Raw genomic sequence first — 15,090 nt, 5'->3', positions numbered from 1 at the left:
TTGATTTGAAAACTGGGCAGACGTAGAAAAAGTAAGTGCGGGACCCAGTTTGCAAAGCCCCCTGACCCTAAATATCAGGCGATGAGCTTAGATTGGTCAGTTTCATCAGGCGATAAGTAGGTACAAGCTGACAAAAAGGAGGAAAATATGATGGAAATCAAGGTTGCAGGCCCTGGTTGCGCCAAATGCAAGCAGCTGGAGGATTTGGTAAATGAAGTTGTTGCCGAGATGGGCATGGATGCGCAGGTGAGCAAGATCACCGACTTTTCAGAAATAGTCCAGACGGGCATCATGACCACTCCGGGGATGATAGTAAACGGCAAGGTAAAGGTTTCGGGCAAGGTGCCCACCAAGGCGGAAATAACTCAGATACTGACCACAGAAGCCGCACAGTAGTTTTAACATCCGGAAAAAAAGACTTTCCGGATGGAAACACAGTAGGATCTGGTGGCTATGTCTTAAAACCATAAGACGGGTTCGCCGTAAAAATGACAATAAATACTATGCAGGATAACAGAATGGAATGTAGAGCAGGCTTTCTGGATGAGCACTCCAGGCAAAGTGGTGAGGCTTGAGGCCGGACTAATCCTGCCGGATTCGGCGAGGAAGCAGGCAGTCAAGCCTTGGAGCGCACCCTGGAAAGGACGCCGTGTTGCCCGGAGGATGCTGGTGACCAGCCTGAAAAGGTCCGGGGCTTTCAAGAGGGGGGTGTCCAGCAACCATTTGCCGGAGGTCTGCAGATTCAAGCTTCTCCAGATTATGACTCTGCCGGGGAGGAGATATGCTGAGGACCCCGCAATGAACTGCCGCCGGAGGCGGCAGGGGAACGGGCCGGACTTAGAGCCTGGCCCTTTGTAACCGGCTGGATGTCCACCCCGGCCGGACTGGTGCCCAGGGTGTCACCTCGTCTGAGTCTCCAGGACCGGATTAAAGCTGCCCTGGCTCGCCTCGGCCCTGGACGGGATCATTACCGTATGGCTCCCGGGCTGTATGCCCTGGGTGATCCTGACGGGCAAAGCCCGGTCCTGGTTACCTGCAATTACAAACTTACCTTTGATATCCTGCGCCGGGAACTTGCAGGTCTTTCCTGCTGGTTGCTGGTGGTGGAGACATACGGAATAAATGTCTGGTGCGCCGCAGGCAAGCAGAGCTTCAACGCCGGGGAAGTGGCCCGGCAGGTGAAAAATGCCGGACTTGAACAGGTGGTAAACCACAGGACACTGGTGCTACCCCAGCTGGCTGCTCCAGGGGTGGCCGGGCACAAGATCAGAGGACTCTGCGGCTTCAAGGCATTGTTCGGTCCGGTGGAAATCAGGGATCTGCCGTACTATCTGGACAATAAAATGCAGGCTGCTGATGATTTACGCCGGATAAAATTTCCCCTGGGGCAGCGTTTGCTGGTGGCCCTGGTGGAAGTTTACGGAGCGCGCAGGTTCATGCTCTGGGCCCTGCTGGCGTGTATGCTACTGGCTGCCCTTGGGCCCGGGGGATTCAGCCTGCAGGGCACGGCACTGTCCGGGCTTGGAGCATGGGCAGTGGTGTGGACCGGTTTTATAGGCGGTGTCTTTCTGGTCCCGGTGTTTTTAAGGCAGCTGTATTTCCGGGCATTCGCGGCCAAGGGGCTTCTGGCGGGAGCCCTTACAGGGTTTGTCCTGGCAGTGGCTGTCCCTGGAGGATTTTTGCAGGGCCTGGCTGCAACTGCGGCCTGCATGGCTTTTACCTCCTGGTTTGCCATGCATTATACCGGGTCCACCACCTTTACTTCCCTTTCCGGCGTGGACCGGGAGATGCGCCGGTATATGCCGGTACAGGGCGCTCTTATTCTGGTTGCGGTCGGACTTTGGCTGGGATCAGGCTGGCTTGGTCCCTTGGCAGGAGGTGCATAATGCAGGATTTCAGGTATCTGGAAGATGTGCTTACACTGGAGTATGATCCAGGGCTCTGTATGGGGTGCGGGAGCTGTGTTCAGGTTTGTCCCCACAGGGTGTTTGATGTGGGTGAGCAAAAGGCTGTACTTTTGGACCCGGGCGGTTGCATGGAGTGCGGGGCCTGCGCTCTGAATTGTCCGGCCGGAGCCATAAAAGTCAGGCCGGGGGTGGGCTGCGCCCAAGCCATCCTCAACAGCTGGCTTGCGGGCATGCCGGTTCTGAGACGTTTTTTCCGCCGGGATTCCTGCTGCACCTGAGACGTCGAAAAATTTTTTACTGGTCACTTCATTTTTTTAACACCATGAATGCAATGCTCAGGCATTGAATCTAAGCTTTGATTATTCTGGAGGTTTTGTAATGAGTCAAGAGCAAAACAAGGAAACACAAACCATAACCCAGGGGCAGACCTGAGCCTGGAGTCCGCCTTGGCAGTCTGCCAAGGAAAAAGAAAAAAAGCCCGGAATTACACTGGATGAATTTATGGCCCCCTGCTGCCCGACTCCGGAGCAAAGAACCGACGAGTAGCAGGTTCGTCCTGTCAAATTTCCACCAACTCCAGTCCATGGTTTTTTGCGTTGGCTGCCAGCGTACAGTCCAGGGTCGCCATGTGGCTTGCGCCGAGTTCCAGAGCGACAGCAAGATGCAAGGCATCACCGGATCGCAGCCCGCTTTCACGTCGTCTGATCATGGCCGCGGCCTGTCTGTAGGCATTACGGCTGACCGGCACAATACGCAGTCCGCCATCCACCAGTGAATCAAATTCCTTGCGTACCAGCTTTGCGGTTGCCTCGTTAATCCGGCCGGTGCGCAACTTGATTGATACAGCACTGGAAAATTCAGTCAACAGCCAGTCAGAGCCGGCAGGCATGTCATGCAGCCTGGCATACCAGGAGATAACCTGCTCTGTTTTCGGTTCGAGTGTCAGCAGCGCGACGATGGCGCTGGTGTCCACATATACCATCAGTAACGTTCCTCCTGGCGCATGTTTTCCACCACCGGCTCAGTCATATGCATGCTGGCGTGCAGCCTGGCAATACGCTCCAGAAAGGCCGCCTTATCGAAGTTCCTTTCAGGTATAAGAGTGATGGCGCCAGCTGGGGTAATGCTGGCCTCGACGATATCTCCCTCCTGTAAGCCGGCGGAGCGGGTGCACTCCACCGGTAAACGAACCGCCAGGCTGTTGCCCCATTTGGATATTTGCAGTTTCATGATTTGCCTCCCTTATGTATATCCGTGAGTATACATTATAGCCAGGTAAAACTCATGTCAAGCGGCACGTGCATTTTGAAGCGATGGTTGGCAAAATCAGTACATACGCCTGCAACAACAAGGACAACACGCATGTCCATTGGGTGAATGCAACGAGGTGGAACTATCCGGCTCGAAATTTAGAGGCCAGGTTGTTTTTGATATCCAGGTTGTAACTATTCATCAGGGCCCGGGGACTTTGCAAACAGGACGTAAAAATCCACCCTGTTAAACCCTGCGAAGCAGGACCGCTATGCGGTGTTTAACAGGGCGAGCTCCAAGGAAGCATAAATCAAAACCTGTACACGAGTTTTTAAACTGGAATAACTTCTATAACATTCTTCAAATCAAATTCGGTGTTTTACGGTTTTGATTAACGCTTCCTACGTCGTTCAGATCCCGCACTTACTTTTTGGCAAATATTGATTTGAAAACTGGGCAGACGTAGAAAAAGTAAGTGCGGGACCCAGTTTGCAAAGCCCCCGGACCCTGGATATCAGCGGTACGTTTAGACTGATCAATTTTATCAGATGGTGAGTAGTTACTGCAGGTTAACAATGACCGGGTCTGTTGGATTATTAAACCTTTCTCTCATACCGGAATTCATAGCGCAGACCTTTGAGCAGGCAGGCGCACATGAGAAGCATGATGGCGGAAAAGGGCAGGGCCGCTGCAATGGCCATGCGCTGCAGTCCTTCCAGGCCTCCGGCCAGGAGCAGTATGGCTGCAGTTACCGAAACGGTCAACCCCCAGATGATTTTCTTGCCTGTAGGGGGATCGGCCATGCCCCTGGAAGTCATGAGGCTGAGCACAAAGGTGGCTGCATCCGCCGAGGTCACGAAGAATATCACCAGGAGCAGTATGGTGATGAGGGTGAGGATTTCGCTCAGGGGGTAAAACGCATATAACTGAAAAAGCCCGGTGGAAACGTCATGGGCTACAGCAGCGGCTATACCTGCATTATTGCCCAGTTCCAGGCTGAAGGCGGTCCCGCCGAACACGCTGAACCAGACAAAGGTAAGCCCGGTGGGTATAAGAAGGGCTCCGGTTATAAACTCGCGGATGGTCCGTCCCCGGGATATGCTGGCTATAAACAGGCCCACGAATGGAGACCAGGATATCCACCAGGCCCAGTAGAAAAGAGTCCAGTCCTGAGTCCATTCCAGGCCTATGAAAGGGTTGGCGGTAAGGCTTATATTGAAAAGGGCGGTGATGTAGTCGGAAGTCGTGCTGATAAAGATATTCAGGATCATGTTGGTGGGACCCAGCACGAGCATGATTGCAAGCAGCAGCACAGCCAGCATGACATTGCCCTTGCTCATTATCTGCATGCCTTTGTCCAGCCCGGCCATGCTGGAACCCATGAAGATGACCGTAATAATGCCGATGATGATCAGGGTGCTGAAGATATCGGCCTCAAAGGGAAGTATCGAGGCCAGGCCGCTGTTGATCTGCATGGCTCCCAGGCCCAGGGAGGTCACAATGCCGAAAACCGTGGCAAATACTGCAAGGATATCGATTAAGTATCCTGCAAAACCGTTTATCCTGTCGCCGATGAGAGGGTAAAAGCAGCTGGAGATGAGCGGGGGCATCCCCCGCCTGAAGGAAAAATAGGCTATACACAGGCTCATGACAATGTATACAGCCCAGGGATGCACGCCCCAGTGGAAAAAGCTGTGCAGCATGGCGAACCTGGCCGCCTCGGGAGTGTTTGGCTCAATAAATCCAGGCGGGCTCATGTAGTGGCTCATGGGCTCGGCCACGCTCCAGAATATCAGCCCGATGCCCATGCCTGCGGCAAAGAGCATGCTTGCCCATCCGAAATAGGAAAACCTGGGTTTTTCATGGTCCATGCCCAGTTTGATATGGCCGTATTTGCTAAGGGCCATGTACAGGCTGAAAACCAGAAACACAAAGGTGGCAATTAAATAAAACCAGCCGAAATTGCTGATGATTTCACCATGCAGCCAGGCAGACCATCTGTCCAGAGCATCGGCTGAAAAAATACCTGCCAGGATCACCACGAGAATGGCCAGCAGAGATATTACAAACACTATATTGTTTTTGAGAGTCATGGCTCTGGGTCCTTAGTAGTTTTTGCATGCAGGCAGTCTGCAGGCATCGGGTATTATGAAAATGCTACGCCCGGCCTTGTGGGGAAGTATTTCCGCAGTGGAACCCAGCATCTGGCTTACTGTGCCTGATTTGTCCGACTTGCCTGCGACAATGAGATCAACATCCAGCGTTGCCGCCTGCTTGACTATCTGCTTGCTTACCTGGCCGAGTGTCTCTAGAGGCTGAACCTCATTATAGGCATGTGAGCACTCGATGGCCAGGGCATTGAGGCTGTCCAGCACATTCTTTCTGCGTTTTTCTTCAGTGACCGGGTCAGGGGCCCTTTCCCCCACATGAAGGATGAAGAGCCTGCTTGCCGTGAATCTGCGGTCCACCAGGTAAGGCAGAACTGCAGCGTCTGTATGTTTGCAGTCAGTGGCGTACAGGACCTGCTCCAGGTTGACCGAAGACTTGAATAGACCGTGATTGTAGATAAACACAGGGAGATTGCTCAGGCGGAGTATGTCCGAGTCGATATTGCCCAGCAGGGCGTTGCGGAAAAGGGACTTGGGTGTCCAGTAAATGGCGATGAAGTCGGCTTTTTTCTCCTGAGCCGTCTCGATTATAGTGGTGGGAACATGTCCGCGGCGGATATGCGTGTAAACGTTGAAACCGAAGTTGGTGGCGTCTTTGGCGGTTTTTTCCAACTGTTCTTCAATGTCGCTGCGCTGCTGGGAAGTGATTTTGGGAGCCGCGTGGATAAGGTGAACATCCTTGGTCCCGAAGTTTCCCAGAAACTCGAACATGTGCATAAGTCTCTTTCGGGGTTCCTTAAGACTTATTTTGACTGCGGCCCTTTGCAGCACTCCGGTCTCCTGAATCTCCGCCACGCGGGTGTATTTGTTTTTTTTCAGCTCACCAGAAGCAATGATTACATGCGGTTACTGCCCCTTTATTAAATAAGAACGTGCTGAAATTCAAGATGATAATTTTGTCGTAACCATTCAGGGGGCAGGTACCGGCCGGCGTTTTACTGTTCGGTTTTGGCCAGACATGGTGTATTGTTTCTGTACACAATATCTGCATTTAAGTTTTTGCAGCAGGAGAGAACTTCAGGGTTGCCTGCAATAAAAACATATATTTCAATTTGTTACCAGGTATAGACTTACGTATTGAATGGGTGCCTGTACTGGAACAGAAATTGCCTTGGTACAGGTGTGGAAAAGGTCGTTGCAAGGTGCAAAAAAAAGCTCTGCAGCAAAGGCTTATTATCCAGAGAGGTTCACAGGCAGTAGATCAAGGAGGCCTGACCGCTGAGTGCAGTGAAATCTCTGCCCGGGGGTCATCTTATGCCGGTGTCAGGTTGTTAGAGGCATAATCTTCAGGAGTTGTAAAGTATGACCACAAGCCAAGTCCTGTTTATATCCACAGAGGATCATGATGAGCAAGTACAGAACATGCTGGTGGATTACGGGGTTCAGGTGACAAAAATCAGCAGCATGCAAGAGCTAAAGGAGCCTGAAACCAAGGGAGAGTACTCAATTGTCTTTCTTGATCTGGATCTGCCCTGTGTGAGCAACAATTCTATTTACTGGTTGCGTAAAATGACCGGTCAGGCCTGGATTATAGGACTTTCCTCCAAAAGATATCATCCTGAACTAAAGGAATCCATGCGCTCGGACATATTTGCTGTACTGGGCAAGCCTGCTCATAGCAGAGAATTGCAGTACTGCCTGCACAGCCTTTTCGACCTTCAGGACGGCTGAGATGTTCAAGAATCCGGTCAGCTTGTGCATTTATCCGCCATGGCTGGAGAGTTAAGAGTTATCGGTTCACTGTTAACACTACAGCGAAACTTATGATTGACCTCCGGGGACTGGCTCTCCCCGCACTTATTTTTAAAACCTGTTAATCATCCTTCAGAAAAATAAGTGCGGGGGTGCCTGTCCCCAATTGAAATACCATACTCTTTTATAAGTTTCGCTGTAGTGTTAACAGTGGAAGAGGAATGCTTCATGGATTCAAAGGGTTACAGCGTGAGCACACATAGACATTTGATGATTGAAAAAAGCTATAAATCCAGAGTGTTGCACGAGAGCTTTCTTCTGTCCTGGCCATGATAATACAACTTAAAAATGAGGTGTTGAAGATGCAGTTTAAGGTAATGATAATGGGGTTTTTTGCTCTTGGATTTCTGTTTTGTTCGGCAGCGCCCTCAGACAGTGCTGAGCAGAATGTGCTGAACATTGCCGGGGCGACCACCATTCAGCCGGTGCTTGAAGTTCTGGCTGACGATTATCAGCACAAAAGCGGGCAGACAGTTCAGATCCAGGGAGGCGGCAGCAGCAGAGGAATTGAACATGTTCTTCAGGGGCATGGACCTCTTGGGGCTGTATCCAGGGCTTTGACGCCGGAAGAAAAAAAAGAGCTGGAATACGTGACCATAGGCAAAGACGCCCTGGTTTTCATTGTGAATAAACGCAATCCTGTTGAGAGTATAGACCGCGATACTGCTGTCAGGCTTTTTCGCGGGGAGACAAAAAACTGGAATGAACTGACGAACTGGGAGCGCAGCGTGGTGCTGGTTACAAAGGAAATGGGCCGCTCTACTCTTGATCTGTTCGAAAAATATACAGGGATACATCATCCAGACAATCCTGAAGACGGTGAGAATGGGCGGGTGGATGAATCCGCCTACGAAATCGCTTCCAATCTTGACGGGGTGACCCTGGTGGCTGGAATGCCCGGAGGGGTGGGATATATGTCCCTGGGCGCCTCCGAGTATCTGCGGGATAAAGGTATGCCTGTCAAAATTCTGGAGCTTGAAGGTTATTCCATGGACCGTGACAGCATAGTCGCTGGAGATTATCCCATCAGCAGGGAGCTTAACCTGGTTTATAAAGAAGAAAACAAAGATCTGGTGCAGGGTTTTCTGGATTTTTGTCTGGGGCGCACAGGTCAGGAAGCTGTGCGTGATCTCGGGTATATTCCAGTAAAGGAATCGCAGTAAGAAAGGAAACAAGAGGGTATCATTTCAAAAGTAATTTATAGGTTCAGCATCCGGCAAGCAAGAATGTCGGATGAAAGCTGTCAAGGAGTTGCATTATGAAGATGAAAATCATGGCCCCGGTTCTCATATTGCTGGGAGCTGGCCTGGCGGTGCTGGCGCTGCAGTACACCGATATTTTCAACTGGGAAAAAGAGGAGGAGACCCTTGAGCTAACCGAAGCCCAAATGGGCATGTTTCTGGACCTGGAGCGCAAGGTCAAGGCGGTCAGGCAGTCAGTTCAAAACGGTATACTTGCACAGGATGAGGATTTTTTGATCCAGGCCTCCAATCAGTCTTTAGAAGTTTTTGATCTTATAGACAGCCTCACAGATACATTTCCGGAAGCTGAAGGCCTGGAAGAGGCTTATCAGGACTTTTATGCCAGCCTGGTGTCCATTATAACCCTGTTTTTGGAAAATCGACTGGAACCCGGACGGGCCAGGCTTATGGAAATGGAAGAAAGTCATGCGTTTATTGACAACAAGCTGCGCGGCATTGTGGCTACTGTCACCGGCGAGGGATGCCTGCCATGTTTTCAGGACCTGTAGACGGGCTGTGGGTTGCAGACCTGGGAGCGTGTCAGCAGGATTATTCATGTCCAAATGCTGAACAGCAAATTGAAACAAATGGTCAGCATTGCCATTGATCCGCCTTGACCGGAATGTAAAAACATGTTGTTATTCAGCCGGAGTTTTTTCCAGGGCATATTTCACAATAGAGTGGGGTTCGACCGCTCCTGCGGTCATTTTGGACGCGGAGCGTCCGAAGATTGTTCCCACGCAGAGCGTGGGAACAATAAGACAACGTATAGGTTATTATTCCTTATTTCCTAAGAGTTTAACGTATGGGATATACAATTCGCAGGGTGTTTTTTTGTGTTGCTTTGCTGTCCTTGATGACACTCTGGGGCTGCGGCAGTAATGATGACGAGTACGTAACGGTTGATTTTTCAGATACCGTGGAAGTGGATGAGGAGCAGCCCGGCTATTCGGACAGGCCCAGGCTCAAGGCGGCGGTGGGGGCCATGATTTCACCGCGGGAGACTTTTGAGTCCTACAGGGAGATTCTGGTCTACTTGAGCCGGGAAATGGACATGGACCTGGAGTTCGTGCAGCGCAAGACCTATGAAGAGGTCAATGAGCTTCTGGGCAAAAACGAAATTGATCTGGCCTTTATCTGTTCCGGACCTTTCGTGCGCGGCAGGGAGAAGCATGGGTTCAATCTCCTGGCTGCTCCGGTGGTGGACGGCAGCCGGCACTATTATTCCTATCTCATAGTTCATGAAAACAGCCCGTATGAAAGCCTGGAAGATCTGCAGGGTAAAACTTTTGCCTTTACCGATCCAGACTCCAATACCGGGCGCATGGTTCCCCTTTACTGGCTGCATGAAATGGGTTTTGAACCCGAAGAATATTTTGAGGATATTATTTATACCTACAGCCATGACAATTCCATCCTGGCCGTTTCCAAAAACCTGGTGGACGGAGCTGCAGTGGATCATCTTATCTGGGATTACTTTCATAAAAGCGGCAGCGAGATCACCGAGAATACCAGGATTATCAAAAAATCCCGTCCCTTCGGGATACCTCCCATAGTGGCCTCTCCGGGCATATCTCAAGACAAGGCCCAGAGGCTTAAAGAAGTGTTGCTCAGTATGCACCAGGACGACAAAGGTAAAGAAATACTCTCGTCGCTCATGATCGAGAAGTTTGTCGCCGCTGAAGATCATTGGTACGATTCTATCCGGGATATCTACAAGACCTTGAAGACCTGTGAAGACCAAGATGCAGCTAAGCCTTAAGGGCACCCTTATCCTGACTATAGCCGGCCTGGTTATGCTCAGCATTCTGGCAGTGGCCCTGCTGGCCTCGCACCACTACGCCAGGAGCCAGGAAGAGCTCCTGGAAGCCCAGGCGGTGAATCTGGGGCACACTTTAGGAGAAGAGAGCACCGATTTTGTTTTGACCAACGATCTGGTCAGTCTGCAGAGAAGACTGGAGCGCTACAAGCAGACCACTCCACAGGTGAGCTATCTCTTTGTACAGCGCCAGGACAAGATTCTGGCCGCAGTGTTCCAGGGAAACGGGGTCCCCAGAGAGCTTATCGATGCCAACCAGCCCCTGGACAAGCATACATCCAGTCTGAAGAAGATCATGTCTAAAGAGGGAGACAAATACCTGGATCTGGCTGTTCCCATGTTTGAGGGCCGTGCCGGTGTTCTCAGGCTGGGTTTTTCCGAGGAGCACCTGAGTATGCAGGTGGCTCAACTGTGGCAGGGCATTTTTTCTTTGGCCCTGGTGATACTTGTACCGGCCCTTTTTATCGGCCTGGTGCTCATAAGCAGGATCACCAGGCCCCTGGCTGCACTGGTAAAGGCCGCCGGGGAAGTGGAGCCGGGAAAAAAAATGGATGTGCAGTTTAATGTACAGGGTCAAAAAGAGATTCAGGCCCTGTCTGATGCCTTCAGGCGGATGACCTCCAGGATTCAGGAGTATACCACCAGGCTCGAGGAGCAGGCCGAAGCCCTGGAACACGCCCACAGGAGGATGCAGACCACCTGTGAGGTGGCCAGAAATGTATCCGCCCTAAGCGATATGGATGAGATAGGCGGATATCTCATGCGCCGCATCAAGAAAATTATTCATTGTCCTTCGAACCTGATTCTGGTTTTTGGTCCGGACCGGGATGTCTTGTTTGTGATTACGGAAAAGGGGACATACCCGGTAAGCGACAGGCAGACCGCCCAGAGTATTGACGCCGCTCTGCAGAACCTGCAGGGAGTGGAGACAATCGACGGCCGGGTCTTTGAATCGCTGCCCCTGCCTGAGGGTTTCGTTCTGGGAGAGAAGCAGGTTGTAGTGCCTCTTTACTATGAAGATATCCTGTGCGGAGCTATGCTTGCCTCATGCTCCAGCAAATGCAAATGCGACTCTGATTCCATGGAACTGATAAGCCTGGTTTTGTCCCATGCTTCAGGCACCATCCGCAGGGCAATACTGCACCAGGAAGAGATCAAAAAGCTCAAGCAGGGGGTATCCGAGTCTGCAGGCTTTGAAGGAATGATTGGCCGGGATTACCGGATGCAGACTATTTACAGGCTAATCCAGGACGTGGCCCCTACGGATGTTACAGTGCTCATTCAAGGAGAATCAGGTACGGGAAAGGAGCTGGTGGCCAAGGCGATTCATGCCCGCAGCTCCCGCAGGGACAACCCTTTTGTGGTCATCAACTGTTCAGCATATCCTGCCACACTTCTGGAGAGTGAGCTTTTCGGACATGAAAAAGGGGCCTTTACCGGAGCCATCAGGCAGCGACCGGGCCGTTTCGAACAGGCCAGGGGAGGGACCGTTTTTCTGGACGAAATAGCCGAGGTTGATCTTTCGGCCCAGGTAAAGCTTTTGCGGGTGTTGCAGACACAGAAGTTCGAGCGCCTGGGCGGGGAGAAGAGTATTGAGGTTGATGTGCGTATCCTGGCCGCCACCAACAAGGATCTTCTGGAAGAGGTCAAGGCCGGGCGCTTCCGGGAGGATCTTTACTATCGCCTGGATGTGGTGCCCATCAACCTGCCCCCCCTGCGAGAGAGAGGCAACGATACGGCTCTTCTGGCCAGGCATTTCCTGGAACGCTTTGCAGCAGTGCAGGACAAGAGGATCAATGAGATAAGCTCATCAGCCATGCGGGCTCTTCTGGACTATTCATGGCCAGGGAACGTGCGCGAGCTGGAAAATGTCATGGAGCAGGCCGTAGTCCTGTGCAAGGGCGAAACCATAGCCCTGGAGGATCTTCCCGACAAACTGCAGGGAGCCAGGCCGGCCAGGCGTAAAACCATTGAAGATCAGGAGAAGAACCTTCTTCTGGAAACCCTGGAGGCCTGCGGATGGAACAAGAAAATGGCCGCAGAGCGTCTGGGCATAGGCCGCAGCACCCTGTATGCCAAGCTTAAAAAACACGGCATAATGGACAGCTCTACTTCATAAGGCAGTGATTAAAATCATTATGACAGCAATCCAGAATGACATCCTGCATAACAGAGTTTAAGTCGCCCTGCTGACACCCATACCCCCATACTTCCATACCTCTTAAGGTCGGGGGTGGTTGTTGAGATCCCTTCCTTTACCGCTCAGGTTCGTGGAATAAGCCTGGTTTACTGCGCTTTACTTTTCACTGGTCAAAATCGGGGCTTGATCCGGTTTTCATCCGGAAACTTTCTATTTCCGGATGAAAACCGGCAGCTTTATTTATTCCTGGTGACAGCCCATGCAGGTCCTGGGTCCAGTGGCGTCTTCACCGGCCATGTCCCGGTGACAGGTGATGCACTGGGCATGATAGGCCTGTTCCAGATCCTTTTCCGTGGGGTCGTGGTCCTCCTGGAACCTGGTGCCGGGTTCAGCATGGCAGTCCCTGCACATGACCCCTTCGGCCCCCTCATACAGGTCATGGTGCTCCAGGACATTTTCTCCGTCCTTGTAGTGATGATGACAATCCATGCAGTCAGCTACAGCCATGTGCAGGTCGTGGTCGAACAGGACCGAGGGCTTTTTCTTGCTGGTGTATACGTCTTCATTGTCAATGAGATACTCGGGCATCTGGGCGCTGATGAAATGCGGTGCCAGCATGAGTGCAACAGCCAGGACTCCTCCTGCAAAGATTTTCCAGGGATAATTGATTTTTTTGAACATGATTATCCCACCTCCTCGGTTTCCGGTTCTTCCTGGACTGCGGATTCCTGCCCCTGATCATCCTTAGACAGCATGTGCTCCGGAATGACCATGTTGTGGGCGATTACTTCCTTGAAATGCACCGCCTTGATGCCCAGATCATATTCCTTGTTCAGGTCTCTTATCTGGTCGATACAGTTGTGACAGGGTACAAAGACCAGTTCAGCACCTGTGGCCCTGATCTGATCGGCCTTGATTTTGCCGCACTTGACACGGTGCGGGCGCATTTCACCGCCCATGGGCATGGCCCCGCCTCCGCCGCCGCAGCAGAAGTTGTAGTTGCCCTGGTGCTCCATGGGGCGGAAGTCTTCAGAGAGCATCTCCGCCAGCCTTTGATTTTTTTCCGCCAGTCCTCCGCTGCGAATGACATTGCAGGGGTCCTGCAATGTGGTGGGCACCTTGACTTTTTCCTTTAGCTTGATCCTGCCTGAAGCAATGTAGTCATGATAAAGTTCTACAGCGTGAACCACTTCCTGTTTTGGTTCATGCCCCATCCAGACCTGCGCTTCGTACCGAAGCGCGCGATAGGCGTGGCCTCACTCGGATATGGCCACCTTTTTGGCGTTTAGCTTGTCCGCCTGGGCAAAAGTGTTCTGCACCAGCATCTTGGCTGTTCCCAGATCTCCGCAGAACATGGCCAGATTGGTGTCGTCCCAGCCGTCAGCACTGGGTACGGTCCAGCTTTCACCGACTGCGTTGAATATTATGGCCGCTTCCTGGATGTCCTGGGGATAAAATTTGGGCTCCCTGGCATTTACAGTGTAGAGCAGTTCGGCATTCTGCTTGTCAATGGGTATTTCCAGGGCCGGGTAATCGTCCTCCAGCTCCTCGATGGTCCATTCAATGGTGTCCACCCAGTCTTCCTGGGTCAAAGACATCTGGTTGCCGAACTGCTTGTAGCTCTCAATGGCCGCCATGAGCCCGGCCGGTCTCATGCCGGCCACATTATGCAGCATGGCTCGCTGCAGAGCCACCATGATCCCGACATCAATGCCGAATGGACAGTAAAGAGCGCATCTCCTGCACATATTGCACTCATGAAACAGGGTGCTGTACATTTTCTGGAGGTAATCATCGTTAATCTCGGCCTTGCCTTTCAGGATTTCGTTTATAAAGCGCACCTTGTAGGCCGGGATCATTTCCGGGTTGCGGTTATCGGCTAAGTAAAAATGGCATGTGTCGGCGCACAATGCGCAATTGGCACAGATCTGCAGCCAGGTCTGAAACCTGGCATTGAGCCTTGGTTTTAGAAAATCCGCCAGTTCCTGACGGCTCACCTGTGTAGACATATTACTCCTCCTTAAGATATTGTGACTTGCTTGAACGCTTGAACTGTTAAACTGTCGGGCAGGCCTCGCACCTACATACTGTAGCCTCTTCTGCCGAATTCCACAGCTGTGGCACCCCTGGAGAAGAAAAACAGTACCGAGTGAGACAGCTTGGTAAAGGGAATCAGGATAAGCATCAACTGTCCTGAAAGCATGTGGAAAAGCTGCATGTTTTCCGCCAGAAAGCCTGTAGTGCCCAAAGTTGCATGTGCTGCCAGATAACCTGTGAGAAAGGGTAGAATGGTTACCACAAGCAACAGGTAGTCTGCAGGCCTGCTCAAAAGTTTAAGATCCGGGTGAATGGCGCGGCGTACCATCAATGCCAGCCCTATTATTACCACTGCCAGAGTCATCCACTTGGCCAGTCCGGCCGGCAGGGAAGCCCAGGAAATACCGAATCTGGACATTTCCCACATAACGATATGCTGGTAGGCAAATATGGGCAGCAGTATGATGCAGACATGAAAAAGATAAACCGCCAGACAGTACAGGGGTTGTTTTTTAAAGGTTTCATTGTTGGGCAGAAGCCACTTGGCATAGGTGGCAAAAACCCATTTCCAGCTGAAATACTTGTGGATAAGTTTATCCGTTTTTTTGGAAGCGTTGTAATACATGATACCCTTGACCACTATCCCCACCAGAAAGACCAGGATGGCGATCCACGTCAGCGGACCTTCCACAAATGCGTAAAAATCCATAAGACCTCCTTGTTTAACCTTCTTATAAAAACACACCTTTTTGGTAGAATATTATTCCGGACATGT

The 15,090-nt window shown here is 51.5% G+C and carries 16 protein-coding genes; 9 read left to right on the top strand and 7 right to left on the bottom strand.

Translation table 11 applies throughout. From position 1 onward, the window contains the following. The first annotated feature begins 147 nt into the window (after positions 1-147). The 4 genes from DTHIO_RS14725 (at position 148) to hgcB (ending at position 2,185) form a co-directional block, all read left to right on the top strand. Positions 148-396 (top strand): thioredoxin family protein, encoded by a 249-nt coding sequence (locus DTHIO_RS14725; RefSeq protein ID WP_008871055.1) that lies wholly within the window; start codon positions 148-150, stop codon positions 394-396. 147 nt (positions 397-543) lie between these two features. Beyond that, a complete protein-coding gene (locus tag DTHIO_RS14720; protein WP_008871054.1) occupies positions 544-858 on the top strand; it encodes a hypothetical protein in 315 nt (104 codons plus the stop codon). Continuing rightward, positions 741-1,886: a mercury methylation corrinoid protein HgcA gene (gene hgcA / locus DTHIO_RS14715; protein WP_279614633.1), complete on the top strand. Its 1,146-nt coding sequence runs from the start codon at positions 741-743 to the stop codon at positions 1,884-1,886. Before DTHIO_RS14720 ends, hgcA begins: the two co-directional genes overlap by 118 nt. After that, complete coding sequence (gene hgcB, locus DTHIO_RS14710; protein WP_008871052.1) at positions 1,886-2,185, top strand: mercury methylation ferredoxin HgcB; 300 nt, start codon at positions 1,886-1,888, stop codon at positions 2,183-2,185. The genes hgcA and hgcB overlap by 1 nt, the downstream gene beginning before the upstream one ends. A 281-nt stretch (positions 2,186-2,466) precedes the next feature. Here hgcB and DTHIO_RS14705 read toward each other — a convergent pair whose 3' ends face one another. From DTHIO_RS14705 to DTHIO_RS14690, 4 genes are all read right to left on the bottom strand, one after another. Continuing rightward, entirely contained in the window at positions 2,467-2,889 is a 423-nt protein-coding gene (locus DTHIO_RS14705) for a type II toxin-antitoxin system VapC family toxin (RefSeq protein ID WP_008871051.1), read from the bottom strand. Next, positions 2,889-3,137 (bottom strand): AbrB/MazE/SpoVT family DNA-binding domain-containing protein, encoded by a 249-nt coding sequence (locus tag DTHIO_RS14700; protein WP_008871050.1) that lies wholly within the window; start codon positions 3,135-3,137, stop codon positions 2,889-2,891. Before DTHIO_RS14700 ends, DTHIO_RS14705 begins: the two co-directional genes overlap by 1 nt. Positions 3,138-3,754: 617 nt before the next feature. Then, entirely contained in the window at positions 3,755-5,251 is a 1,497-nt protein-coding gene (locus tag DTHIO_RS14695; protein ID WP_008871049.1) for a BCCT family transporter, read from the bottom strand. A gap of 12 nt (positions 5,252-5,263) precedes the next feature. Beyond that, positions 5,264-6,121 carry a universal stress protein gene (locus DTHIO_RS14690; protein ID WP_244156378.1) on the bottom strand — a complete coding sequence of 286 codons (858 nt, stop codon included), beginning with the start codon at positions 6,119-6,121 and terminating at the stop codon, positions 5,264-5,266. A gap of 507 nt (positions 6,122-6,628) precedes the next feature. On the opposite strand from DTHIO_RS14690, the gene DTHIO_RS14685 reads away from it, so the two are divergent. The 5 genes from DTHIO_RS14685 (at position 6,629) to DTHIO_RS20620 (ending at position 12,257) form a co-directional block, all read left to right on the top strand. Further along, positions 6,629-6,997 carry a response regulator gene (locus DTHIO_RS14685; RefSeq protein WP_008871047.1) on the top strand — a complete coding sequence of 123 codons (369 nt, stop codon included), beginning with the start codon at positions 6,629-6,631 and terminating at the stop codon, positions 6,995-6,997. 383 nt (positions 6,998-7,380) lie between these two features. Continuing rightward, a complete protein-coding gene (locus tag DTHIO_RS14680; RefSeq protein ID WP_008871046.1) occupies positions 7,381-8,241 on the top strand; it encodes a phosphate ABC transporter substrate-binding protein in 861 nt (286 codons plus the stop codon). A gap of 95 nt (positions 8,242-8,336) precedes the next feature. Next, positions 8,337-8,828 carry a hypothetical protein gene (locus tag DTHIO_RS14675; protein ID WP_008871045.1) on the top strand — a complete coding sequence of 164 codons (492 nt, stop codon included), beginning with the start codon at positions 8,337-8,339 and terminating at the stop codon, positions 8,826-8,828. Positions 8,829-9,124: 296 nt separating this feature from the next. Beyond that, positions 9,125-10,081, top strand: a complete 957-nt coding sequence (locus tag DTHIO_RS14670; protein WP_008871044.1) for a substrate-binding domain-containing protein — start codon at positions 9,125-9,127, stop codon at positions 10,079-10,081. Then, a complete protein-coding gene (locus DTHIO_RS20620) occupies positions 10,053-12,257 on the top strand; it encodes a sigma 54-interacting transcriptional regulator (RefSeq protein ID WP_161598686.1) in 2,205 nt (734 codons plus the stop codon). The genes DTHIO_RS14670 and DTHIO_RS20620 overlap by 29 nt, the downstream gene beginning before the upstream one ends. A 261-nt stretch (positions 12,258-12,518) precedes the next feature. Here the strand turns inward: DTHIO_RS20620 and DTHIO_RS20020 are convergent, their stop codons facing one another. From DTHIO_RS20020 to DTHIO_RS14650, 3 genes are all read right to left on the bottom strand, one after another. Then, positions 12,519-12,959, bottom strand: a complete 441-nt coding sequence (locus DTHIO_RS20020) for a cytochrome c3 family protein (RefSeq protein WP_008871042.1) — start codon at positions 12,957-12,959, stop codon at positions 12,519-12,521. 2 nt (positions 12,960-12,961) lie between these two features. Beyond that, entirely contained in the window at positions 12,962-14,287 is a 1,326-nt protein-coding gene (locus DTHIO_RS22810) for a (Fe-S)-binding protein (RefSeq protein ID WP_008871041.1), read from the bottom strand. Positions 14,288-14,358: 71 nt separating this feature from the next. Then, entirely contained in the window at positions 14,359-15,024 is a 666-nt protein-coding gene (locus DTHIO_RS14650; RefSeq protein WP_008871040.1) for a hypothetical protein, read from the bottom strand. Positions 15,025-15,090 lie beyond the last annotated feature (66 nt).

It is taken from the genome of Desulfonatronospira thiodismutans ASO3-1 (assembly GCF_000174435.1).
GTDB lineage: Bacteria > Desulfobacterota > Desulfovibrionia > Desulfovibrionales > Desulfonatronovibrionaceae > Desulfonatronospira > Desulfonatronospira thiodismutans.
This window is presented reverse-complemented; position numbering and strand designations above follow the sequence as displayed.

Bases quoted from the DNA above. Each gene is read 5' to 3' on its own strand.
- DTHIO_RS14685 (WP_008871047.1), top strand. From the start codon at position 6,629: ATGACCACAAGCCAAGTCCTGTTTATATCCACAGAGGATCATGATGAG.
- DTHIO_RS14670 (WP_008871044.1), top strand. From the start codon at position 9,125: ATGGGATATACAATTCGCAGGGTGTTTTTTTGTGTTGCTTTGCTGTCC.
- DTHIO_RS14695 (WP_008871049.1), bottom strand. From the start codon at position 5,251: ATGACTCTCAAAAACAATATAGTGTTTGTAATATCTCTGCTGGCCATT.
- DTHIO_RS14725 (WP_008871055.1), top strand. From the start codon at position 148: ATGATGGAAATCAAGGTTGCAGGCCCTGGTTGCGCCAAATGCAAGCAG.
- DTHIO_RS14680 (WP_008871046.1), top strand. From the start codon at position 7,381: ATGCAGTTTAAGGTAATGATAATGGGGTTTTTTGCTCTTGGATTTCTG.
- DTHIO_RS20020 (WP_008871042.1), bottom strand. From the start codon at position 12,959: ATGTTCAAAAAAATCAATTATCCCTGGAAAATCTTTGCAGGAGGAGTC.
- DTHIO_RS14675 (WP_008871045.1), top strand. From the start codon at position 8,337: ATGAAGATGAAAATCATGGCCCCGGTTCTCATATTGCTGGGAGCTGGC.
- DTHIO_RS14705 (WP_008871051.1), bottom strand. From the start codon at position 2,889: ATGGTATATGTGGACACCAGCGCCATCGTCGCGCTGCTGACACTCGAA.
- DTHIO_RS14720 (WP_008871054.1), top strand. From the start codon at position 544: ATGAGCACTCCAGGCAAAGTGGTGAGGCTTGAGGCCGGACTAATCCTG.
- hgcB (WP_008871052.1), top strand. From the start codon at position 1,886: ATGCAGGATTTCAGGTATCTGGAAGATGTGCTTACACTGGAGTATGAT.
- DTHIO_RS14650 (WP_008871040.1), bottom strand. From the start codon at position 15,024: ATGGATTTTTACGCATTTGTGGAAGGTCCGCTGACGTGGATCGCCATC.
- DTHIO_RS14700 (WP_008871050.1), bottom strand. From the start codon at position 3,137: ATGAAACTGCAAATATCCAAATGGGGCAACAGCCTGGCGGTTCGTTTA.